At 62.5% G+C, this 22,411-nt stretch carries 21 protein-coding genes; 6 read left to right on the top strand and 15 right to left on the bottom strand.

Going from position 1 to position 22,411, the window contains the following annotated elements; translation table 11 throughout:
- Positions 1-27: 27 nt before the first annotated feature.
- A complete protein-coding gene (locus FFS45_RS20785) occupies positions 28-2,061 on the bottom strand; it encodes an amylo-alpha-1,6-glucosidase (RefSeq protein ID WP_137956510.1) in 2,034 nt (677 codons plus the stop codon).
- Between the two features lie 215 nt (positions 2,062-2,276).
- Here FFS45_RS20785 and FFS45_RS20790 point away from each other — a divergent pair, with 215 nt between their 5' ends.
- Together FFS45_RS20790 and FFS45_RS20795 are read left to right on the top strand one after the other, a co-directional pair.
- On the top strand, positions 2,277-2,615 hold the full coding sequence (locus FFS45_RS20790; protein ID WP_137956511.1) for a hypothetical protein: 339 nt from the start codon (positions 2,277-2,279) through the stop codon (positions 2,613-2,615).
- 63 nt (positions 2,616-2,678) lie between these two features.
- Positions 2,679-4,802, top strand: coding sequence for a phosphocholine-specific phospholipase C (locus tag FFS45_RS20795; protein ID WP_137956512.1), 2,124 nt, complete (start codon positions 2,679-2,681; stop codon positions 4,800-4,802).
- Between the two features lie 99 nt (positions 4,803-4,901).
- Here the strand turns inward: FFS45_RS20795 and FFS45_RS20800 are convergent, their stop codons facing one another.
- Together FFS45_RS20800 and FFS45_RS20805 are read right to left on the bottom strand one after the other, a co-directional pair.
- Entirely contained in the window at positions 4,902-6,017 is a 1,116-nt protein-coding gene (locus FFS45_RS20800; RefSeq protein ID WP_137956513.1) for a succinylglutamate desuccinylase/aspartoacylase family protein, read from the bottom strand.
- 73 nt (positions 6,018-6,090) lie between these two features.
- Positions 6,091-6,861 (bottom strand): transporter substrate-binding domain-containing protein, encoded by a 771-nt coding sequence (locus FFS45_RS20805; RefSeq protein WP_137956514.1) that lies wholly within the window; start codon positions 6,859-6,861, stop codon positions 6,091-6,093.
- Between the two features lie 176 nt (positions 6,862-7,037).
- On the opposite strand from FFS45_RS20805, the gene FFS45_RS20810 reads away from it, so the two are divergent.
- Positions 7,038-7,964 (top strand): LysR substrate-binding domain-containing protein, encoded by a 927-nt coding sequence (locus FFS45_RS20810; protein ID WP_137956515.1) that lies wholly within the window; start codon positions 7,038-7,040, stop codon positions 7,962-7,964.
- A 31-nt stretch (positions 7,965-7,995) separates the two neighbouring features.
- Here the strand turns inward: FFS45_RS20810 and FFS45_RS20815 are convergent, their stop codons facing one another.
- On the bottom strand, positions 7,996-8,604 hold the full coding sequence (locus tag FFS45_RS20815) for a TetR/AcrR family transcriptional regulator (protein ID WP_137956516.1): 609 nt from the start codon (positions 8,602-8,604) through the stop codon (positions 7,996-7,998).
- A gap of 95 nt (positions 8,605-8,699) precedes the next feature.
- On the bottom strand, positions 8,700-9,986 hold the full coding sequence (locus FFS45_RS20820; protein WP_137956517.1) for an MFS transporter: 1,287 nt from the start codon (positions 9,984-9,986) through the stop codon (positions 8,700-8,702).
- Between the two features lie 347 nt (positions 9,987-10,333).
- Here FFS45_RS20820 and FFS45_RS20825 point away from each other — a divergent pair, with 347 nt between their 5' ends.
- The gene (locus FFS45_RS20825) at positions 10,334-11,518 is read left to right on the top strand and encodes a glycosyltransferase family 4 protein (RefSeq protein ID WP_137956518.1); all 1,185 of its coding nucleotides are present in this window, start codon (positions 10,334-10,336) and stop codon (positions 11,516-11,518) included.
- 60 nt (positions 11,519-11,578) lie between these two features.
- On the opposite strand, the gene FFS45_RS20830 is transcribed toward FFS45_RS20825, so the two are convergent.
- Positions 11,579-12,610, bottom strand: coding sequence for a GNAT family N-acetyltransferase (locus FFS45_RS20830; protein WP_249362868.1), 1,032 nt, complete (start codon positions 12,608-12,610; stop codon positions 11,579-11,581).
- A 299-nt stretch (positions 12,611-12,909) separates the two neighbouring features.
- On the opposite strand from FFS45_RS20830, the gene FFS45_RS20835 reads away from it, so the two are divergent.
- The gene (locus FFS45_RS20835) at positions 12,910-14,124 is read left to right on the top strand and encodes a GNAT family N-acetyltransferase (RefSeq protein WP_249362869.1); all 1,215 of its coding nucleotides are present in this window, start codon (positions 12,910-12,912) and stop codon (positions 14,122-14,124) included.
- 12 nt (positions 14,125-14,136) lie between these two features.
- Here the strand turns inward: FFS45_RS20835 and FFS45_RS42760 are convergent, their stop codons facing one another.
- The 4 genes from FFS45_RS42760 to FFS45_RS20850 all read right to left on the bottom strand — a co-directional run bounded on the left by FFS45_RS42760 (position 14,137) and on the right by FFS45_RS20850 (position 16,572).
- A complete protein-coding gene (locus tag FFS45_RS42760; RefSeq protein ID WP_283204765.1) occupies positions 14,137-14,271 on the bottom strand; it encodes a hypothetical protein in 135 nt (44 codons plus the stop codon).
- A gap of 97 nt (positions 14,272-14,368) precedes the next feature.
- On the bottom strand, positions 14,369-14,785 hold the full coding sequence (locus tag FFS45_RS20840) for a MarR family transcriptional regulator (RefSeq protein ID WP_137956519.1): 417 nt from the start codon (positions 14,783-14,785) through the stop codon (positions 14,369-14,371).
- A 94-nt stretch (positions 14,786-14,879) separates the two neighbouring features.
- On the bottom strand, positions 14,880-15,146 hold the full coding sequence (locus tag FFS45_RS20845) for a helix-turn-helix domain-containing protein (protein WP_137956520.1): 267 nt from the start codon (positions 15,144-15,146) through the stop codon (positions 14,880-14,882).
- Positions 15,147-15,156: 10 nt separating this feature from the next.
- Positions 15,157-16,572 carry a PLP-dependent aminotransferase family protein gene (locus tag FFS45_RS20850; protein ID WP_137956521.1) on the bottom strand — a complete coding sequence of 472 codons (1,416 nt, stop codon included), beginning with the start codon at positions 16,570-16,572 and terminating at the stop codon, positions 15,157-15,159.
- A gap of 160 nt (positions 16,573-16,732) precedes the next feature.
- Here FFS45_RS20850 and FFS45_RS20855 point away from each other — a divergent pair, with 160 nt between their 5' ends.
- Positions 16,733-19,045, top strand: coding sequence for an FdhF/YdeP family oxidoreductase (locus tag FFS45_RS20855; RefSeq protein ID WP_137956522.1), 2,313 nt, complete (start codon positions 16,733-16,735; stop codon positions 19,043-19,045).
- Between the two features lie 139 nt (positions 19,046-19,184).
- Here the strand turns inward: FFS45_RS20855 and FFS45_RS20860 are convergent, their stop codons facing one another.
- The 5 genes from FFS45_RS20860 to FFS45_RS20875 all read right to left on the bottom strand — a co-directional run bounded on the left by FFS45_RS20860 (position 19,185) and on the right by FFS45_RS20875 (position 22,349).
- On the bottom strand, positions 19,185-19,505 hold the full coding sequence (locus FFS45_RS20860) for a DUF4148 domain-containing protein (RefSeq protein WP_137956523.1): 321 nt from the start codon (positions 19,503-19,505) through the stop codon (positions 19,185-19,187).
- A gap of 216 nt (positions 19,506-19,721) precedes the next feature.
- Positions 19,722-19,844, bottom strand: a complete 123-nt coding sequence (locus FFS45_RS42765; protein ID WP_283204766.1) for a hypothetical protein — start codon at positions 19,842-19,844, stop codon at positions 19,722-19,724.
- Between the two features lie 106 nt (positions 19,845-19,950).
- Positions 19,951-20,808, bottom strand: a complete 858-nt coding sequence (locus FFS45_RS20865; RefSeq protein WP_171029699.1) for a transporter substrate-binding domain-containing protein — start codon at positions 20,806-20,808, stop codon at positions 19,951-19,953.
- Positions 20,809-20,841: 33 nt separating this feature from the next.
- Entirely contained in the window at positions 20,842-21,630 is a 789-nt protein-coding gene (locus tag FFS45_RS20870; protein ID WP_137956525.1) for an amino acid ABC transporter ATP-binding protein, read from the bottom strand.
- On the bottom strand, positions 21,627-22,349 hold the full coding sequence (locus FFS45_RS20875) for an amino acid ABC transporter permease (RefSeq protein WP_137956526.1): 723 nt from the start codon (positions 22,347-22,349) through the stop codon (positions 21,627-21,629). The genes FFS45_RS20870 and FFS45_RS20875 overlap by 4 nt, the downstream gene beginning before the upstream one ends.
- Positions 22,350-22,411: the final 62 nt, after the last annotated feature.

Raw genomic sequence — 22,411 nt, forward strand, 5'->3', positions numbered from 1 at the left:
TCGTAGCGCGTTTTAGGCGCAGTGGACTTACCCGCTGGCCAGCATCCGTTTCACTCTTAACAATTCCCCTAGCGACCACGCCTGAAACGGCGTACCGCCGGGTTGATGCGGTGCATCACCGTCGGCGACTTCGCAAACGTGATCGAGGCCGTTGTGATCCAGGTGTTCGAGCAGCGGCGCAAGAAAGCGCGTGCGTGCCTGGGCCCGCGCGCCCGCATCCGGTTGATGCACACGCAGCCATGCTTCGACAAACGGCCCCATCAGCCACGGCCACACCGTGCCCTGATGATAGGCGCCGTCCCGTTGCGACGGACCGCCCGCGTAACGACCCCGATATGCAGGATCGGACGGAGCCAGCGTGCGCAAGCCGAGCGGCGTCAACAGATGCGCTTCCACCTGCTCGACCACCGCGCGCGCGGTCGCACCTTCAACCAAGGGGAACGGCAAACCGCCCACCGCGAAAATCTGGTTGGGCCGGATCGAGCGGTCGACGTTGCCTGGCACATGGTCGACATCGACGTTATCGAACAGCGCGCCGCTCACCGGGTTCGTGAAGCGCTGCACAAAGGCCTGCGAAGCGCGCGCTGCCGGCTCCTGCCACTGCGGATTCCAGACGGACGCAATACGCAGCGCGTTGATCCACAACGCCTGCACTTCAACCGGCTTGCCGATGCGCGGCGTCACCACCCAGTCGCCAACTTTCGCATCCATCCACGTCAGTTGCACGCCCGGCACGCCGGCGCTTAGCAGCCCGTCGTCAGCGGCGCGTATCGCGAAGCGGGTGCCCTGGCTATACCCCCTGAGAATCGCCTCAACCGCCTGTTGCAAGCGCTTGCGCGTGGCGTCGCAGGCCTGCTCCGCGGCGAGATAGTCGTGCACCGCAACAACGAACCAGAGCGATGCGTCGACAGCGTTGTACTCCGGTGCGCTGCCATAGTCGGGAAAGCGGTTCGGCAGCATCCCTTCGGAGAGCGTATTAGCCCATTCGAGCAGAATCGCCTCAGCGGCTTCGTGACGGCCGGAGGCTAACAGCAGGCCACGCATCGCGATGAAGGTATCGCGGCCCCAGTCGGTGAACCAGGGGAAGCCAGCAACGACCGTGCGACCCTCGTCGCGTGCGACCAGATAGGCATCGGCAGAGCGGTGCAAGCGCGAGGGGAACCCGCTGCGCCGCGCGTATTCGGCGTCGGCCAGCGTCTTGAAGCGTTCGGCCACCGGCGTGGCGACTGGCGGGGGGCCGGCCTGCAGGATCATCAACGCCTCGTGATCGCCAAGCGGGAAGCTAAACACGCCGGGCGTTGCCAGGTCTTCGCTGAAATCGAGGCCACGTTCGCGCTCACGCACGTAGCAGAAGTTTCGATACCAATCGGGCGCATGAGCATACGTGCCGTTGGTGGATGCGTGGATGACCGGCAGGTCGCCGTATGGCTGCCAGCTCACGCGGCCATGAGCATCGTCCACATCCGCGTTGAAATTGAATGCCGCGTTTTCATGGTGCAGTGCATGGTAGTCGCGGCCCGATAGCAGCGGTCGAACATTCAGCGTATAGCGGTGGGGCTGTGCGCCGCTTGTCTCACCGCTTGTCTCACCGCTTGTCTCACCGCTTGTCTCACCACTTACCGGGTCACTTGCCGGATCACTTCGCCCATCGCCCGCGTCCCCGTGTTCGAGGCGCCAGCGCAGAAGCGTCTCGCAACTCGCCTTCACCACGAAGACCTCCGCAATCAGCACCGTCTCGCCATCGATCTGGAAGCGCCACGTCGGCCACGGCTGCGTATCGAAGCTGAGCAGACTAGTGGACACGTCCGGATAAACCACGTCCGGCACATAACGCTGCATGCTGATTGGATAACGCTTGCCATCCGCCTCGAGCCACGCTTCGATGCCGTTGACCAGCACGACCCGGCCGCCAGGCGCGTGCATGGCGCTCAGTAACAACGCGTGGTAGCGCCGCGTGCGCTCGGTGCCGACCGTTCCCGATGCAAATCCGCCAAAGCCGTCGGCCTCGAGCCACTCGTTCATAAACCGAAAGGAGTCGAAAGACTGTTCGATGCGTGTCATTTTTACATTTCGCTCATTCAGCAGTCCGATCTTACCGATTTAACAATTGAATACGGTAAATCTGCCAGTTTTTCCCGTCTTATCTTTTCGAATAACTTTCCAAAAGCCCACAAATAGCTCTCGTTTTAGCGGCTCGCAAACGTTACACACTCTTTCATAATATTTTCTTCAAGTCACTGGAGACTGCATCCCGCTACCCGAACGAGGATGCAGACATGAGACGACACCCGATTGCGGCCACCGCTGTACTCGTTGCATTCACAACCATTTTGCTGTCCGCCTGCGGTCCGGACGACGGCACCTCGGCAAGCGTCGATCAAAACAGCGCTGCACCCAGCGCGACCCCAGTCTCGGGCCACGAGACAAGCCCAACGGTAACACCGCAGTCCGCATTCGGCGCGTCGGCCACGCTGGCCAACGCGCCCGACGCCGCGGCCGCCTCGGACAGCGCGGTGCAAAGCGTGCAGGCAAGCCTTGCGGCAGACAGCCGGCAAGTCGCCCCCGTACTGCGCTATGCGCCGGGCGACAGCGGTCAGGACAACAACAGTAATTGAGCACCGGATTCCCCCGGGCGCGTCAGACGCGCTCTCTTCCACCCCCGCAGAAGGTGATAACCAATGACCTCAAATAGCCGTCGCCGTTTCCTGCAGACCGTCGCATCGTCCGCTGGTGCAGCCGCCGCTTTGGCCGCATTCCCTGAATCGATCCGCAATGCGCTCGCCGTACCGGCAAACTCGCGCACCGGCACGATTCAGGATGTCGAGCACATCGTGGTGTTCATGCAGGAGAACCGTTCCTTCGATCACTACCTCGGCCACCTGCGCGGCGTACGGGGTTATAACGACCGCTTCCCGATTCCGTTGCCGGGCGGCCAGCAGCCGGTGTGGTATCAACCGTCCAAGGAAAATGCAGCGCAGCCGGTGCTGCCGTTCCATCTGAATACGCAGACCACCAGCGCGCAGTGCGTGGGCGATCTGGACCACTCGTGGTACCCGACGCACTACGCGATCAACAACGGTGCGTACAACCAGTGGCCGCAGTACAAGACCGACATGACGATGGGCTACTACCTGCGTAGCGACATTCCGTTCCACTACGCACTGGCCGACGCCTTCACGGTCTGCGACGCCTACTTCTGCTCGCTGCCTGGCCCGACCCACCCGAACCGTTCGTACCTGATGACGGGCATGGTGGACCCGAGCGGCACGATGGGTGGCCCGCTGCTCGACAACAACGACTATGTGGACGGCGACGGCCCGCCGAAGTACGCGCTGCTCTCGTGGACCACCTATCCGGAACGCCTGCAGGCCGCCGGCATCTCATGGCAGGTCTACCAGCAGGGCCTCACGGGCGCCGATCCGCTGAACGGCAACTACGGCACCAACATCCTGCAGAACTTCGTCAACTACATCAACGCCCAGCCGGGCTCCGCGCTGTACGAGCGCGCGCAAACGGTGCGCACGATTGCCGATCTGAAGAACGACGTGCTCGCAGGCAACCTGCCGCAGGTGTCATGGCTGCTGCCGCCGGCTGCTTACTCGGAGCATCCGAGCTACACGCCGGCTTACGGCGCGGAATACCTGTCGACGATTATCGATGCGCTGACGTCGAATCCGGAAGTGTGGAGCAAGACGGTCCTGTTCGTCATGTACGACGAGAACGACGGCTTCTTCGACCACCTCGTGCCGCCGCAACCGGCAACGACAGCGGCTCAAGGCCAGTCGACCGTCAGCGTGGAAGGCGAGATTCACAACGTGGTGAACCCTTTGCGCGGCGGCAGCTACACGGCCGACGGCCTGCCCTACGGTCTCGGCCCGCGCGTGCCGATGACGATCGTCTCGCCGTGGACCAAGGGTGGTTTTGTGTGTTCGCAGGTGTTCGATCACACCTCGGTGATCCGCTTCATCGAAAAGCGTTTCGGCGTGTTCGAGCCGAACATCACGGCATGGCGCCGTGCGGTGTGCGGCGACCTGACCCGGGCGTTCGACTTCCGCACGCCGGACGCAACCATGCCGCCGCTGCCGGATACCAGCAACTACATCACGACCGCCAACAACCAATGCGCAAACAATCCGAAGCCGGTCGTGCCGACGACGCCGGGGCCGTTCGACGCGCAGGAGCCGGGCATCCGTTTTGCCCGTGCGCTACCGTATGAACTGCATGTGAACGGTCATGTGAGCGTCACGCAGAACACCTTCACGATCGAGCTGGCCAACACCGGCGAGCACGGCGCGCACTTCTACGTGTACTCGACGAACCGCACGGACGGTCCGTGGCGCTATACCGTCGAAGCGGGCAAATCGCTGAAGGAGACCTTCGACCTGAGCACGACGAGCGGCGTCTATACCTTCGACGTGTATGGCCCGAACGGCTTCGTGCGCAAGTTCGCCGGCAACGCGGCGCAGACGCAAAGCGGCAAGCCCTCGCTGCCGGAAGTGCGCACGCACTACGACGTGGCGAACGGCAACGTGTTCCTGGCGTTCACCAACAAGGGACAAGGCTTTGCGCGCCTGACGGTAATCGATAACGCGTATGGCGCGCGTCCGCGCACGATCGTCGTGCCGGGTGGCGCCGAGATCGAAGAGGCATGGGTGCTGGCGTCGAGCCATCACTGGTACGACCTGACTGTCAGCAGCAATGAAGACAGCAGCTATGCCCGCCGCCTCGCCGGTCACGTCGAAACCGGCCGTCCGAGCATCACCGATCCGGCGGCTGTAGGGCCGACCCTGACCGCGATCTAAGGTCTCTGGGGTGCCGCTGGGTATTGGGTTAGCAAACGGGTTAGCAAACGCCGCATGACGTATGCGGCAAAACCGATACCCAGCGGGCCGGCGATTGAATTACGCCCCTAGCAGCACACCGGTGCGCACCGGCCTGGTTCCCGTGACCCGGCCCAAGGGCGCGCCTGCGGTCACAAAGCGGATCGCGCGGCGCATATAGAAAATGCCGTCGGTCTTGCTGCTGATCGTGGTGGTTTCGTCCGTCAGCGGATCGACGATATCGAATAGCGGATCGCCCGCGCGGATCGTGTCGCCGATGTTCGCCCGGTGCACAAGTATCCCGCTCACCGGCGCATAGAACTGCTCACTGCCGGCAAGCGGTGTGGCCGGCGTCAGCAGTTCGGGCAACGGCTTCGGTTCGCCGCGAATGGCTTTGCGCCACGTCAGATAGTCGACAATCGCGTCCGCATCCTGTTGCGCCACCGCATACGACACATCGCGTTGCCCGCGGCACTCCACGGTCACGGCCAGCGTGCCGTTGCCGACCGGCTTGTCGGCCGGCAGGTTCTGCTGCAATTGCCACCACAGCAGGCTATGCGTTTCGTCGAACGCGCCGCCGCCCGAGTCCGTCGCCAGCAGCGAGGCGCGCGAGCCCAGATAGCGCGCGAGCGGCTCGAAGTCGGGCCAGCCCGCTTCACTCGTGTAGACATGCATCACCGCTTCCAGCGAGCAATGCAGGTCGATCACCACGTCCGCGTCGTAGGTGAGCTTCTGCAGCGCCAGTTGCAGCGATTCGAACTCGGTCAGCGGCTTTTGCTGCTCCAGTTCTTCACGCACCAGTTGACGCACGATCTGACGGTTGGTCAAGCGGTCCGAGCCAAGCGCCTCTTTGGCGCGCTCCACCACCCGCGAGAATTGCAGGAAATGGCGGTTGAAGTTCTTGCCGCTGCTCAGATCGAAGCGTCCAATGAACTGCCCAAGCAAGTACTGGCCAAGCCCAACCGGGTTCGCCACCGGCACCACCACGATCTCGGCGGCCAGCGCGCCTTGCGCCTCGAGTTCGCGCAGACGCCGGTTCAGCAGCACGCTCGTCAGCATTGCGGGCGTTTCGTCGGCGTGCAGCGTCGACTGCACGTAGATTTTCTGTCCGCTATCCGTCGGGCCGAAATGAAAGCTCACCAGTTCACGTTGCGTGCCGATGGCGGGTGACAGAAGCGGGATCGATTGTTTTTTCATGAGCGAATGTGGGTGGGGTGACTATCCGGATACGCGCCGGCAGGTGCTTGCCGGCGATGGTCATTGCGATCGGTCAATTGCCGCCGTACGGATCGAAATCGAAATACTTGTGGGCAATCTGCGCGTAGGTGCCGTCCTTCAGCATCGACGCGATCGCGCTATTGATGGACGCCTGCAAGGCGGTCTCGTCCTTGCGCAGACCGATGCCTACGCCACGGTCGCCCATCGAGAGCGGCGCGCCGACAAACGCGAAGCCTTTGCCGGCCGGCGTGCGCAAGAAGCCCTGATCGGCTTCCACCGTGCCGAGCAACGCACCGTCCAGGCGGCCGTTGACGAGATCCGTGAAGACTTCGTCCTGACTCTTGTACGCGACGATATTGACGCCGTTAGGCGCCCAGTGTGCCTGCGCGTAGGTTTCGAACTGGGTGCCCGACTGCACGCCGATCTGCTTGCCCTTCAGCGACGCAACCGAGTCGCTCAGCCCGGAACCTTGCTTGGCCACAAGGTGCGACTTGAACTGGAACAGCTTCGACGAAAACAGAATCTGTTGTTCGCGCTTTTCGGTGATCGCCATCGAGGACATGATTGCGTCGATCTTGCGCGCCTGCAGCGCCGGAATCATCCCCGAGAACTCCAGCTCGACCCATTGGCAATGCGCGTGGATACGACGGCAGATTTCGTTGCCGAGGTCGACGTCGAAGCCCTTTACGCTGCCGTCCGGCGCTTTGGCGTCCATGGGCGGATAGCTCGGATCAATGCCGAGCCGCAGCGTGTCGTTACCACTAGCAAACGCGCTGCCGCTGAAAGTCAGCGCAGCGATCAGGAGCATCAACGGAGTTTTCATGGTGAGCCGGTCGGGTAGAGAGGTGGCTTGAAGGTGGCTTGGGAAAACAGGAACTGCGCTGGAACTGCGCGAACTGCAGTGTGGAACAGGTCATGCTAAGCCGCGCCGGTGCGCCAAAGAAGTCCCTATCGGTCTATCATGTTCACTTTTACCGATCACCAACTTCACCGAGCACCATGGCCCTGACGATCTCCCAGTTGCGCGTGTTCATCGCCGTGGCGGAACACGGCAGCATTCGCGCGGCGGCGCGGGCATTGGGAACGGCGCAGAGCGGCATCACCCAGCAGTTGCAGAACCTCGAGCTGATCCTCGGCGCGACGCTGTTCACCCGCACCAACCGCGGCATTGCCTTGACGGCGCTGGGTCAAAGGCTGCTGCAACGGGCCGCTGCGATCCTCGGCGAATGCGAGCGGGCCGAGCAGGAGGTGCAGCAGTTGCGCGGCGATTATGTCGGCCAGGTCACGTTCGGCATGACCACGGAGCCGCTGATCGACGCGCTCGCTCCCGTGCTCACCGAATTCCGCGCGCGCTTTCCACGGGTCGCCGTGCATCTGCGCACGGGCACCTCGCGCATGATGATTGCGTGGATTCGCGAAGGCACGCTGGATTTCGCCGTGGCGCTGGTTTCGAAGCATACGGATACAGCGGATCTCTCCGTTACCCGGCTTTATCCTTCCGATCCTGTGATCGTCTGCCGGCGCGGTCATCCACAGGCGGGCGCGACTTCGCTCGCCGAGCTGACCGGCTGCACGTGGATCGCCACGCGCTCGCCCAATCTGACCGACGATCCACAGGCCAGCCGTCTTAGCAATCTGTTTGAAAGCCACGGCCTGCCGCCGCCCAATATCATCGCCACGGTGGAGGGCCTGTACGAGAGCCTGCACCTTGTCGGGGAAACCGATTGCCTGTCGCTCGAATCGTCGGTTGTGGTGAAGCAGGGCCCTTTCGCGGATACGCTGACTTCGATTGCGGTGCGCGAGCGCGCCGTCGAGCAGGACGTCTGCCTGCTGCAACGCGCCGCCGTTCCGGTCACGCCCGCCGCGCAGGAACTGGCGACGATGATTGCGTCGTACACCCGCACCGTCCGCGCCCGCGCCGGATAGCCGGGCGGCGGGGCGCCGGGCCGCTCCGGGTTCATTCCGGCGTCAGTCCGGCCGCACGGAAAAAGAGCGCCTCCACCTTCCGCGCAAGGCGCGAGCGGTTCACCCGCTTCTCCTTCATATACGCGTAGTCCACCGCGCTGTGCAGGCCGCTGAACAAAAACGCCGCCACGAAACGCGGATCGTCGATCGACCATGCCTGCGCCGTGGCGCCCGCTTGCAGCAGCGCGGCCAGATCGTCGATGACCCGGTTGTCGACGAGACCTTTGCGGGTCGGCGGGCGCGACTCGAAAAACACCGCGTCGTGCAAGCGAATCGAATCGAGGTAGCCGGCCACACACGCGCTGGCCCAACTCGCCAGCTTCGTCCTCCACTCGCCTTGCGGCTGGCGCTCCACGGCAGTCTGCACGTTCGACAGCAGCGCTCCGGCAAACCGGTCACGCAACGCGGCGAGCAAGTCTTCCTTGGACGAAAAGTGGAGATAGAACGTCCCCTTCGCGACGTCAGCGCCGATGGTGATCTGTTCTATCGTCGTGGTGGCGACGCCCTGTTCGAGAAACAGACGCTGGGCGGCATTCATCAGTTCATCGCGCCGTTCTTCGGGCGCCTTGGTCCTGGGCCGGAGCCGGGTGGCAGTACGCATCAAATGGATTAGCCTCTACGACGGGTCGTGGATAAGTCACTGCGCGAAGGATAACGCAAGGCCCTTCATCAGTGACCGGGTGCGCGACGCGCCGCTTATGCCTGCGTGCCGTCCAGCCGATCCGCCTTGCGCAGCGCCGGAAACAGCCGCGCCCAGATGCCGGTGACCAGCAGCGACCCCAGCCCGCCGAAGATCGCGGCCCCTACCGGCCCGAGCACGCGCGCCACGACGCCGGTTTCGAATTCGCCCAGTTCCGCCGAACCGCCGATAAAGAGTCCCGCCACCGCCGACACGCGGCCGCGCATCGCATCCGGTGTGACGATCTGCACCAGCGTCTGCCGCACATAGACGGAGATCATGTCCGCAGCGCCCAATGCGATCAGCGCGATCACCGACACGAGCATCGAGCGCGACACGGCGAACACCAGCGTCGCCACGCCAAAGGCGGCTACCCCGCCGAACATCCAGCGACCCGCACGGCGATGCAGTGGCCAGCGCGTCAACGCAAAGGCCATCGCGACCGCACCGATGGCCGGCCCCGAGCGCAGCACACCGAAGCCATGCGCTCCCACCTTCAGCACGTCGCTTGCGAACACCGGCAGCAAGGCGGTCGCACCACCCAGCAGGACGGCGAACAGGTCCAGAGAAATGGCGCCCAGCACGATCTTGTTCGACCAGACATAGACGAGCCCTTCCCGAATATGCGCGAGGCGTGAACCGGCTTGCGGCGTGGGACGGGTATTGGCGCGGATCGACAGCAAGGCGGCCGCAGCGCCCGTATAAAGGACTGCCGCGCTTCCGTAGGCGAGCGCCGGCGAAACCGCACAGAGCACGCCGCCAAGCCAGGGGCCGACGACCGAACAGCCCTGATCGCTCAACGAGCTCCATGAGATGGCGCGCGGCAATACCGCACGCGGCACCAGCATTGGCCCAAGCGCCCCCTGTGCGGGCGAGAGAAAGGCACGCGAAGCGCCAAACACGGCGGCGACCCCAAACACCGGCAGCAACCCTGCCTGTGGATGCAGCGAGAGGATCAGCAGCGCCAGCGCGCAGCCAATCTCAGCCACCGTGCAGATTTGCAGGATCGCGCGCCGGTCGCAACGGTCGGCCACGGTGCCGGCAAGCAACGTCAGCATGAACAACGGCACGAACTGCGACAGCCCGACCATGCCCACAAGGAACGCACTTTGCTCAACGCTCTTCGACGCCCGTGCAATCGTGTACACCTGCCAGCCGAGCGTAATGCTCTCCACCTGCACGGCGAGCGCAAGGCACATGCGCGTGGCCCAGAACAGCAGGAAGGCGCGGTATCCGAAGACCGAATCCGCCCGGGTGTGGGACGACGCGGCTGCACCGGGCGGCGGATCGAGTTGGGTATTCATTCGTCACGACACCTCGCGGCGCCTCCTGCAATTTCAGGCTGCCATGGTACGCGACTGACTGCCGGTCAGTCAATCGCCGGACGAGACCACCCGCTTCCCTTGCCCGATGGCCACGCTGAACAACGCTCTGTGAGCGGTCGTTCTGACTTACCCGCCAAACCTTCGCCGTCCCCGGACAACGCTCCGACCGGCGCCTTTAGCGGGTTACGATCACCGTGGAGAACATCACAAACTGTCGGCAGCCCGCTCGCGTGACAATGCGATGACGCCTGACCGGCCCAGGAGACAAGTGACATGCTTGTGACATGAGCATCCTGCCAACCCAACACCGATCGGTTAGCCCTTCCATGCGAGTCCTATTCGTCGTCGGCAATCTGGGTGATTATCACGTTCCGCGTTACCAGGCGCTTCTGCGGCTCGCCAACAGCCGCGGTCATGAGGTGTTTCTCGTCGAAGTGTTCGGCAAGTCCGGCGTGTACGGCTTTCCGCAGGACCGGCGCGCCGCGTTCTTCAATACACAACCTGCGAACTGCGTCACGCTTATCAAGGATGCGGGCGAAGGCGACGGGCATACCTTGCGGGTGGCCGTCGAACTGTTCTCGGTACTCCGCACGTTCGCACCGGACGTGGTCGTCACGCTCGGCTACAACACCAATTACTCCATCGCGCTGTGCATCCTGAAGGCGCTGACGCGCCGCTTTTCCTTGATCTATATGTCGGACTCGAAAGCGGACGACGGCAAACGCTACGCCCTTAAGGAGCGTGCCAAGCGCCTGCTGGTATCGAAGTTCGACGCCGCGCTGGTGGCAGGAGAGAAGCACCGCGCCTACGCGCAGTCGCTGGGCGTGCCGATGGAACGCTCGCGCGTTGGCTTCGACGTCATCGACGTCGATTACTTTTCCCGCATGGCCCGCGAAGCCGAAGCGAACACCGCCGGCATCCGTGTGCGCTTTACGCTGCCGCCGCGCTATGTGCTCTGCGTGAGCCGCTTCGTGTCACGCAAGAATATCGACCTGCTGATTACGGCCTTCTTTCACTCGGGGCTGCATGCGGCGGGCGTTTCACTCGTGCTGGTCGGGCAGGGTCCGTGCAAGGAACAATTGCTGGAGCAGATTGACCGGCTCGGTCTGAGCCGTCACGTGGTCATTCTGAGTTCGGTGCCGAACCCCGATATGCCGGGTCTCTATGCACTGGCGGATTTTGTCGTACTCGCCAGCAAATTCGACCAGTGGGGCTTGTGCATCAACGAGGCCTTTGCGGCCGGCACACCCGCCATCGTCACACGCACCTGCGGGGTGGCGCACGAGCTGGTGCACGACGGCGTCAACGGCTTCATCGTGGAGCCCGACGACGAGTCCGCGCTCGCCATGAAGATCATGCAGCTAGGCACCAACGGCACACTGCGCGAACGCTTCTCCGTGAATGCGCTGACGTCAGTCAGGCGTTGGACTCCCGCATTGTTCGCGTCGAACACCATCGAACTCGCCGAATCGATGATCGGCTCGGCCACCCGCACGCAAGAAGCGGCATGAGCCGCGCAGCCGCAACCATAGCGGCGGCGTTCGGGCCGCCTACCTTGCGCGACCGGATTCTCAGAGGTTAGGTGCAAACACCGCCGTCGAGCCCGGCACGATACGGCGTTTGAGGGTGCGCGCGACCGAATACAGGGTTCCCAGGCGCTCCACCCCTAAGCGCTGTTTCAATGCCCCGCCAAAGCCATCGAGGAAGTTGTAGGTGGCCGCACTGGGGAAGCCATCGAAATCGAACGTCAGCTTGCGCTCGAGCGCACGCTGGATTCCCATCCAGATCAGCAGGCTGATCGATCCGCCATGCGCTCCGAGCGAGCGCGACGAAAGCAGGTAGTACATCGCATGCTGGTCCCAGACGAGACCGATCGCCGCCACCAGCCGCCCGTCCGGGCCATAGGCGCCCAGCAGATGCCCCGCTTTGCGGGCCACAAACTCATTCACGAGTTGCCGCATCACCGCTGAGCCATAGGCATTCGTGCGCGAACGCTCAAGCAGATTCGCTTCGTAGAACTGCAGAAACTCGCTCGGTGTCGCGATAGGGGCGACGGTTAGCTGGCGCTCGGCACTGCGGATCACATTGCGGGTCTTGCTGTGCAAACGCGTCCAGGCTTCGTCCACGGTGCAATCCGGCGCGATCTGCAACGTGTAGCGCGCCGACACCGTGAATCCACGCAGGGCAAATGCGAGCGCGTCTTCGACCCGCGGATCGAAGAGCTGAAAGAAGCTGTCGAAGTGCGGCAGTTGTTCGATCAGTTCGGAGGTGACGCTCAGCCGATGATGCTGTTCATGGGAAGCGTCGAGGCCGGCAGGTTTGATCACTGGGCCGAGGGTGCGGGTAAGCGGAGGGAGATGGGATATCCGCCACATCCCCATGCGGGTCGAGTAGTAAGGCAGCTTTCCGACCACCTCTTTGCCACGTACGACCTGGGCAACGCTCCAGTCGCCGCCGGTTGCGATATCGAGCCACCAGGGTTCGTGAAAGATGGAGTAGGCAACATCGTCGACCGTCCTTGCCGGTACGGCGCCCGACTGCAAAACAGGCGCGCCGCGCGTCATGCGTTCAACAGGCAACGTAGGGTCTCGTACGGTTGTCATCGGCGACTCATGTAGTTGCGGGCGGCGGCGCCCGCGGGCAATCCACCGCTACCTTGTCCTTCCCCTAGACCGCCGGGCGTATCCACCCGGTCATGCTCACGCGCGTCGATCCGACTCGATAACGGCGAGTCTATGCGCACTCGGGTAGTACTTTCACGCCAAAATCCAGTAGAAGCCGGGGGCATGTAGCTAGGAGACCTCTTTCCTGATAACAATTCAGCCGGATAGCGCACGTTGCGCGCAAAGCTTGGTCGCCCCTCTCCGCTTGCATCCAATGAAATGCCATTCAGTGCGTGAAGATGGACAAGGTTAATGCCGGTATCCCGGCCTGCACAAACGTCAGCCGCTTCGAATCGCTCAGGCAACCGGCCGTGAGGCTCGATGTCCTAACGATCGAAACACCGGTCGCTTTTACTTCACTGAATCGGGCATGGAACACTCTTACCTCCCTTGCCGATGAGTGTCCGCTGTGCCTGACCTACGCGTACTGCGAGCAGGCCGCCGCACAAGTGTTCGCCAACGGCGGCGTGGTGAACGTTGCAATCGTATTGCGTGACGACGAACTGCTCGCCCTGTGGCCGGTTGCGATCTTCCGCGAAAAATTCGCGCGCATCGCCCGGGCACTGACATGCGGCAGCGGCGAGGAGTATGGCGGTCCACTGCTGAAAGGGCGGCCGCGGCGCGATCTCTACCGGGACGCCGCGGCGGCGGTCATGCGCGTGCATGCCGACGTTCTCGAGGTCGGCATGCTTGAACACGGCAGCCTCCTCTACGAGACACTCGGCGCGTTGCCGCAATCCTGGGTCTGGCCACGGTTGCCGGCGCGCTGGCGTCGATTACCGGGCTACTCGATTCGGCTGCGAGCGTTTGCAAGCTGCGACGACTTTATGGCGACCCGGCCGAAGTCGCTGCGCTCGAATCTGCGCTATTGCCGCAAGCGGCTCGAAACCCAGGGAGAAGTGGAATTTGGCTGGGCGCAGACCGCGAGCGACGCAGCGGCCCTGCTGACATGGCTATTCGCCAACAAGCGGTGCTGGGCGATCAGTCACGGCCTCAATACGCCCTATCTGATGGACGATCAGGTGCGCGACTTCTTTATTGGACTGGCGCAGCGGATCGACCTGTCGCAGAACCCGCTTGTCGCCTTCGTCAAGGTGGCAGGCATGCCGGTCGCAGCTTCGGTGAATCTGGCCGGCTCGAACTCGGTTGAGTACTTCATCACCACTTATGACGCGGCATTTGGCGCTTACTCGGTGGGCGCCTTACTCGTTGAGTTTCTGATCAGATGGTCCCACGCCAATGGCCGGGACTTCGACTTTCGCCCGTTGCATGCCGACTACAAGGCACGCTGGGCCAACTGCGAAACGTGGCATGAGCGATCCGTCATCATGCTGAGCGCACGGGGTCGCATCGTGGAATTACCGTTGCTGTTCGCACAGACTGGACGCGTAAAACGGAAACTGCGCGAGTGGATAGGGCAGTTGAATTCCCGCTCTCAAGGCCCGGCGTCTTAAGGGCGCAGCAGGTCAAGGGCGCAGCAGGTCGAAGCCACCCAGCACGACCACTCCGCTTAGCGCGATCAGCGCGACTGAGTGCTGACCGAAATACAGAATGGCAGCGGCCGACCACGTAGCGAGAGAAAAAGCGGCGATACGTTTCATGATGTGTTTGCCGGTCCTGCCGGCGTCAAGATTGGGCCAACACTGCATGTGGCCCCCAAATAATTAGCTATGCAACTATACACGAACAAAAAACACGTTATGGCAGCGCCTCGCGAACCCCACGGATCTTTGACACCGCATCGGTAAACTCCACGCCGCCGAGCACTTTCTTCAATCTCGCTGTCACCGCTGCGCTTGCACCGTTCAACTCGGCCTTGATTTCAAGCGCCTTGGCAGTGGGGAAAATGGACACTTCCCGGCCGTCTTCTTCAGTGCGGCGCCGTTCGATATAACCCTTCGCTTCGAGGCCATCCAGCGCCCGGGTTGCAGTGGGCCGCGCGATAAACAGCTCTTCGGACAACTCACGCTGCAGCATCCCCGGACGATCGATTACCGCCCGCAGCATGAAACCCTGTGGCGGCGTCATCTCGAAGGGCTCGAACGCTTCTGCCCACTCGCGTTCAAGACGGCGAGCCAGCGCGGAAGTGTTGAAGTAAAGGCAGTGATCGAACATGAGGCAAGAATACGCGAAACTAGTTAGCTATGCAACTAGTTTGAGATGCCTCGTACGGCCCGGGGGATCGCCCGCGGCGGGTGCGTAACGCTGCTCACTGCGCCGGATCGCGGAACAGCTCGGCACATAAGCCACGGCCCGCATCGCTGAGGCGCGCGGTTCCCGTGCCCTCCTCCGTAAAGCTCGTCTCGGCGATGCCGCCGTCCACCAGCGCCGTCAGTTGCCGCCTAAGCGCACTCATCGGCACACCGGCCTGCTTCGAGAGCTTCGCGAGCGACCAGTCACGCCCGGGCGTTTCCTGCTCCGCGCGCCAGAGTTGCGTCAGCACTGCCACCAGCATCGGATCGATTTCATCGTTCATCTGTTTGTCCTCAGGCCATCTCTGCGACGAGGCCGCCTAACGTCCGGAGCGCCGCTTCGGTTTGCGCGGTCCAGGGGTAGCTGTAATTCAGCCGGATAAAGTGGCGAAAATCGTTGCGCATCGAAAACATGTATCCCGGGCCCACTGTAATGCCGCGGGCCAGCGCCGCCTGATAGAGCTGCATGGAATCGACGCGCCCCGGCATTTCCACCCACAGCACGTAGCCGCCTTGCGGGGAGGAAATGCGTGTGCCGGACGGAAAAAAGCGCTGCACCATCGCGCTCATCAGCCGTGCCTGCTGGTGGTAAAACTTGCGCACGTGGCGCAAATGACGGTCGTAGCCGTCCTGGCGCAGATAGTCGGCCACAGCCACTTGCGGCACTGAAGGCGTGGTCAGCGTATTCAGGAACTTGAGCTTTTCAAGCTGCGCGCGATAGCGCCCCGGCATCGCCCAGCCGATCCGGTACGAGGCGGTCAGGCTCTTCGAAAACGAGGCGCAGTGCAGCACCAGCCCTTGCGTATCGAAGTTCTTCAGCGTCGTTGGCCGCGCCTCGCCGAAATACAGTTCCTGGTAGACGTCGTTTTCGATCACCGGGATATCGTGCGCCGTCAGCAGTTCGACAAGCTGCCGCTTCCTCTCGTCGGGCATCTGAAAACCGAGTGGATTCTGGAAGTTTGGCATCACCATGCACGCCGCGATTTTCTGCGTGTCGAGAATCTCCGCCAGCACGCCGATATCGATCCCGTCGGTCGGATGCGTCGTCACGGCAATCGCACGCATGCCGAGACGCTCGATGGCGTGCAGCATCGCGTAGTAGGTCGGCGCCTCGACCACCACCGTGTCGCCCGGCTTCGCCACGGCCTGCAAGCTCAGATTGATCGCTTCGGTCGCGCCGAGCGTGATGATGATTTCGTCCGGGTCGACCGGCACGCCGTTTTCGGCGTATCGCCGCGCGATCTGGCGGATCAGCTCCGGATTGCCCGGCGGCAGGTCGTCGATCAGGTTCCAGCTTGAATGACGCCGCGCAATCGCGTTGGCGTACTGGTTGATGCGGCGCCAGGGGAACAGCGAAGGATCGGGGTACGGCGAGCCGAGCGGTAAGGCGTCGCGCGCGCGGATGCTGCGCAGGGTGGACAGCACCAGGCGGCTCACGTCCACTTCCGCGGCCGGCGCGGGGCTCGACGCCGGCGGCTCATGCCCGGTCTGCGGCGCCGCCATCAACTCGCGCACAAAATAGCCGGATTGCGGCCGCGTTTCGATCAGGCCGCGCCCCTCCAGCAGCGCATAGGCATGCAGCACCGTCTTGATGCTGACGCCGTGCTGCTGGCTAGCCTGGCGAACCGAGGGAATCCGCTCGCCCGCAGCGAACACACCGCGGCGCACAGCCGCGCCGATTTCATCGGCGAGTTTTTCGTAGAGCTTCAAGGGGCAGCGACAGCAAAAAAACGGGACAATGACCGCAGTCTATGCTAAATCTCAAAAAACTGTATCCCTCGTCTTTCCTGTTTTCTGTGTTCCGCGGACTTTTCGGAACACAGTATTCTTGGCTTCATCGGCAAATCCGTCTATTCCCGGCAACAAGGTCATGAAGAAACCCGAAGCGCGCATCCAACCGTACACCCACCCCGCCGCAGGCTGGGGCGCCCTCAAGTACGTCGCGATCAACCTCGTCAAGGAAAAGGTCGCAGCCGGCAACTACCGGACGCTGCTGGCGCAGAACCAGCCCGATGGCTTCGACTGCCCCGGCTGCGCGTGGCCGGACCGCGAACACGCCTCCACCTTCGAATTCTGCGAAAACGGCGTCAAGGCGGTGGCCGCCGAAGCCACCAGCAAGCGCGTGACGCCCGAGTTCTTCGAGCAACACACCGTTGCAGACTTGATGACGCAGTCCGACTTCGAGCTGGAGCAACACGGCCGCCTGACCGACCCGATGGTCTACGACGCCCGGCTCGACCGCTACGTGCCGATCGAATGGGACGCGGCGTTCGAACTCATCGCACGCCATCTGAAGGCCCTCGACGACCCCGACCGCGCCGCCTTCTACACCTCCGGGCGGGCCAGCAACGAAGCGGCGTTCCTGTTCCAGCTGTTCGTACGCATGTACGGCACCAACAACTTCCCGGACTGCTCGAACATGTGCCACGAAGCGACCAGCCGGGGCTTGCCCGGTACGGTGGGCATCGGCAAGGGTACGGTCACGATGGACGACTTGGAACACGCCGATACGCTGCTGATCTTCGGCCAGAATCCGGCTACCAACCATCCGCGGATGCTCGGGGAACTGCGCGAGTGCGCCAAACGCGGCGCGACCATCGTGTCGATCAATCCGCTCAAGGAACGCGGCCTCGAGCGCTTCGCGAGCCCGCAGCACCCGGTCGAAATGCTGACCATGAGCAGCACCAGGATCAGTTCCGTGTTCATTCGTCCGAAGGTGGGCGGCGACTTCGCGCTGATCAAGGGCGTCGCCAAGCGCGTCATCGAACTGGACGACGCGGCACTGGCGAGCGGCGGCGAACGTGTGCTCGACGTAGACTTCATCGCCGAACACACGGTGGGTTTCGAGGCCTTCGCCGACGATCTGCGCGCGGAAAGCTGGGAAGCAATCGTAGAAGAATCAGGCGTGCCGATGGACGATGTGCTCAAGCTCGCCGACATCTACGTCAAGGGTAAAGCGGTCATCTCCACATGGGGAATGGGCCTCACGCAGCACAAGAATTCGGTGCCGACAATCCAGCTCCTGTCGAACCTGATGATGATGCGCGGCATGATCGGCAAGCGCGGCGCGGGTCTGTGCCCGGTGCGCGGCCACTCGAACGTGCAGGGCGACCGCACCGTGGGTATCGAAGAGCGCCCGACCCAGGCATTCCTCGACCGTCTCGGCAAGGTGTACGACTTCGAACCGCCGCGCGAACACGGCCTCGACGTCGTGAACACGATTCAGGCCATGCTCGACGGCAAGGTGAAGGTGTTTATCGGCCTGGGCGGTAATTTCTCGATTGCGACGCCCGACACGCCACGTACGTGGGAAGCCATGCGTTCGTGCGATCTGACCGTGCACATCACGACCAAGCTGAACCGTAGCCATCTTGTGCATGGCGGCGACGCGCTGATCCTGCCGACGCTCGGCCGCACCGAGATTGACACGCAGAACGGCGTGGCGCAAGGCGTGAGCGTCGAAGATTCGTTCAGCATGGTGCACATCTCGTACGGCATGAACAAGCCAGCTTCGGCGAATCTGCTGTCGGAAATCGCGATCGTGGCGCGCATGGCGGAGGCCACGCTGGGTAACGCCAAGGTCGATTGGCAGGCTCATACGAACGACTACGCGCTGATCCGCGACGGCATCGAAAAGGTGTTCGACGGCTTCGAGAACTACAACGAACGCCTGAAGCACCCGGGCGGTTTCCACCTGGGCGTCGCCTCGCGCGACCGGGTCTGGAAGACGCCGAGCAAGAAAGCGCAGTTCCTCGTCCATGCCATTTCCGTCGACACCCCGATTCACCGCGCGCGCAATCGCCATGGCGAGCGCCTGATGACGCTGATGACCACCCGCTCGCACGACCAGTACAACACAACGATCTATGGTCTCGACGATCGCTATCGCGGCGTCTTTGGCCAGCGGCGCGTGGTGTTCGCCAACAAGGACGACCTGGCGATGCTCGGCTTCGCGGCCGGCCAGCGCGTGGATCTCACGAGCGTATGGGACGACGGCGTCGAGCGGCGCGCGAATGACTTTTTGCTGGTCGAGTACGACATTCCGCGCGGTTGCCTTGGCGCGTACTACCCCGAAACCAATCCGCTGGTGCCGCTTTCGTCAGTCGCGGATGGCGCGGGGACGCCCACCTCGAAGTCGATTCCGGTACTGCTCACAGCTTCCGTGGCAGCGGTCGCCGCCTGACACGCAGGCGCTTCTTCCTTCAGACGTTGGCCCAATGAGAAAGGCCGTTCCGACATGAGTCGGAACGGCCTTTCTCGCATGGGTGCATCTGCAAAGCCACATCTAGCGGTAGCGACCGGCTGGCGTCCCCATCAACGGCTTACTGGCCGCCGAAGTACACCGACTTCGGACCGGTCGATGCGACCGGCGCGGTAGCGCGCACGCCGACTGCCGTGGCGTTGACGGCGCCGCCGTAAGCGGTTTCCGAACTGTTTTGCTGGCTCACGCGAGCTTCAGCGGCCTGAATGTTAGCGGGGTAGTACGGGTCGGAAATGCTCGGGTGATAGCCTGCCTGTTCGAGCTGAACCAGATCGGCGCGGACTTGCGCACGGGTGACAGGGGTGTTCGACTGCTGGGCAAACGAGGCAACCGGAGCAACGAGAGCGGCGGCAACAACAACGGCTTGAATGAGCGACTTCATGGTAACGACCTCCAGACTTTATTTTCGGCTGCTGCGAACACCTTGTTCGTAGCCAGTGATTGCATTCTAGTTATGCAATCCACCCGGAGTAATCGCCACTTTCGCGAAACATTATTACCGCAATTGAAATAGTCATGCCGCGTGACTTGGGGTTGTCTGAGGCGGCCGGCCGTCCCGCGTGGGCGGGACAACCGGCGCAGGACGAACTGCCAGACGCTAGACCAGCAGTTTCACCAGCAGGGAGCCGATCAGGCCGGCCGTGCCGACAATCACAAGTGTCTGGATGATGGTGAGTGGTTTGCGCGAAGAGGACGAAGACGAGTTTGTGGAGGAAGTCACGTGTATTTCTGATTTCGATTCGAGGAAAGACCGGCATCACGCGGCGCATGGCATATGGGCCACGCGCTTTGCGAAGGCGTGATTGTACGCGCCAAGTCCCGCGGACTCAGTTCTTGACCGGGAAATACCAGAGGTTGCGGTCGGTGTAGCCGAACTGCGCGATGATCGAGCCAAGCGTGCCGTCCGCGCGCATTTCGTCGAGCGCGCGCGATACCGCGCTGTTCAGATCTACATCGCTCTTGCGCAGCGCGTAGCGCGCGTAGCCATATTCCTGCGGCAGCGGCTTGTAGTCCGTCACCATCTCGAGCGCCGCTGTGGGATGCTGCTTGAGGAACTGCGAGATCTTGATGTCGTCTTCCATCGCCACGTCGATGCGTCCGGCGATCAGGTCGGCAAATTCCGCCTCATTGCTCGTATAAAGCTTGAGTTCCTTGAGATCCTTACGCTCACCGAGCAACTGGTGATTGATGCTGCCGCGCAGCGTCCCTACGGTATGGCCAGCAAAGTCCGCCCAGTTATGAATCTTCGCGGGGTTGCCGCGCGGCACGGCAATGCCCGAACCATACCAATAGGCAGGGCTGGTAAACGCCACAACCTGCAAACGTTTTTCGGTCTCATGCAGGTTGTCCACGATCACGTCGGCGCGGCCCGACAGCAGCGTGGGGATCATCGCGTCGAACGGCACGATATTCCAGCTCACCTTGGTGATGCCGAGACGCCTGGCGACTTCACGAAATATCCGCACGTCTGCGCCGTCGAAGTCGTTGGTCTTGTTGTCCTGAAAGGTCGAGGGGGGGTCGGCCGCAATCACGAACGTCACGCCATTATCGACCGCACGGCGAAATGACCCGTCGCCGCCGTCGAAGCGCACGCCGCTGATCGCAGCGGCGTCTGCGGCCAAGGCGCTGGAGCAGGCCAACAGACCTGCAAGCAGTGAAGCGAACATCAGCGGTACCATTCTCATGAACATCTCCCGAACCGTTGGTTTTCAGTGTTATTAAAGGCCGACAGTGCCGCCGAGTTGCCTGTTTCGTTCCCACAACGAGCGCAGGAAATCCTGGGTTCGCGCCTGCTGAGGCGCTGCGAAAAACGCCGCAGGCCGCCCCTCTTCGACAATCCGCCCGTCCGCCATGAATACGATGCGGTCGGACACTTCACGTGCGAAACCCATTTCGTGCGTCACCACCACCATCGTCATGCCTTCGTCGGCCAGCGTGCGCATCACGCGCAAGACTTCGCCGACCAGCTCCGGATCGAGGGCCGAAGTGACTTCATCGAACAGTATGACTTCCGGCTGCATGGCCAGCGCCCGCGCAATCGCGACGCGTTGCTGCTGCCCGCCGCTCAATTCGTGCGGGTAAGCATTCGCCTTCGCGAGCAGACCGACCTTGTCGAGCAACGCCTGGGCAATTCCAATTGCATCGGACGACGAAATACCGCGTACATGAATGGGCGCAACCGTAATGTTGTCGATCACGCTTAGATGCGAGAACAGGTTGAAGGATTGAAACACCATGCCGATCTTCGCGCGCATTGCCTCAACCGTCCAGTCATTATCGACACGTTGCCTGCAGTTTTTGAGGTTTTGGTAAACGGGTACTTCATCGAAATAGATCGTGCCGCTATCGATCGTCTCCAGATGGTTCATGCAACGGAGCATGGTCGACTTGCCCGAACCGGACGGCCCGACCACGCACAACACTTCGCCCTTCGCGACGCTCAGCGAGACGTCCTGCAATACATGCAGATCGCCGAAGCGCTTGTTGACACGCTCGAGACGAATCATGGCGCAGCCGTCGTAGCCCGCGGCGAGCCACCCACCGGCCTGGCCGCGCTGCCCACGCTCATACGCCGCTCGAGCCAGCGCACCAGCAAGGCGCTGGGATACGAAAACGCCAGATAGATCGCGCCAATGATCGTAAAGACCGTGGCGTACTGGAAGTTGGTCGAGGAGATGATTTGTCCCGTGAAGATCAGTTCTTTGACCGTAACGATAGACACTAGCGAGGTGTCCTTGAATAGAGAAATGCCGTAGTTGCCAAGCGGCGGAATCACCACGCGGATCGCCTGCGGCAGCACGATCAGACGCAGCATCTTGCGACGCGACATGCCGAGTGCTTTGGCCGCTTCGATCTGGCCTTGCGGGACTGCGGCGATGCCGGCACGGTAGACCTCGGCCAGATATGCCGAGTAGTTGATCGACAGTCCGATTACGCCTGCCATGAACGGATCGAAACGAACCCCGAACGACGGCAGCACAAAATAGATGTAGAACAGTTGCAGCAGCGCCGGCGTGCCGCGGATCACTTCGATGTAGACCGACGCCAGTGTGCGCAGGATTCGCGAGCGGCCCAGTTTGGCAAGCGCGATGACGAGCCCAAGCGGCAAGCTGATCAACATGATGCAAACGGTCAGCGCCAGGCTGGTGGTGGCGCCTTTGAGCAGCGTGGGCAGATAGTCGCCCGCACCGCGCAGATCGAACAGGTCAAAAAATGGCGTCAGCATGAGGCTCCTTCGTGCCTGTGCCTGACGCGCGCAGTCGTCCCTCACCCCGAGGGGTGCTGTCG

Source organism: Burkholderia sp. 4M9327F10, from assembly GCF_005503145.1.
Taxonomy (GTDB): domain Bacteria; phylum Pseudomonadota; class Gammaproteobacteria; order Burkholderiales; family Burkholderiaceae; genus Paraburkholderia.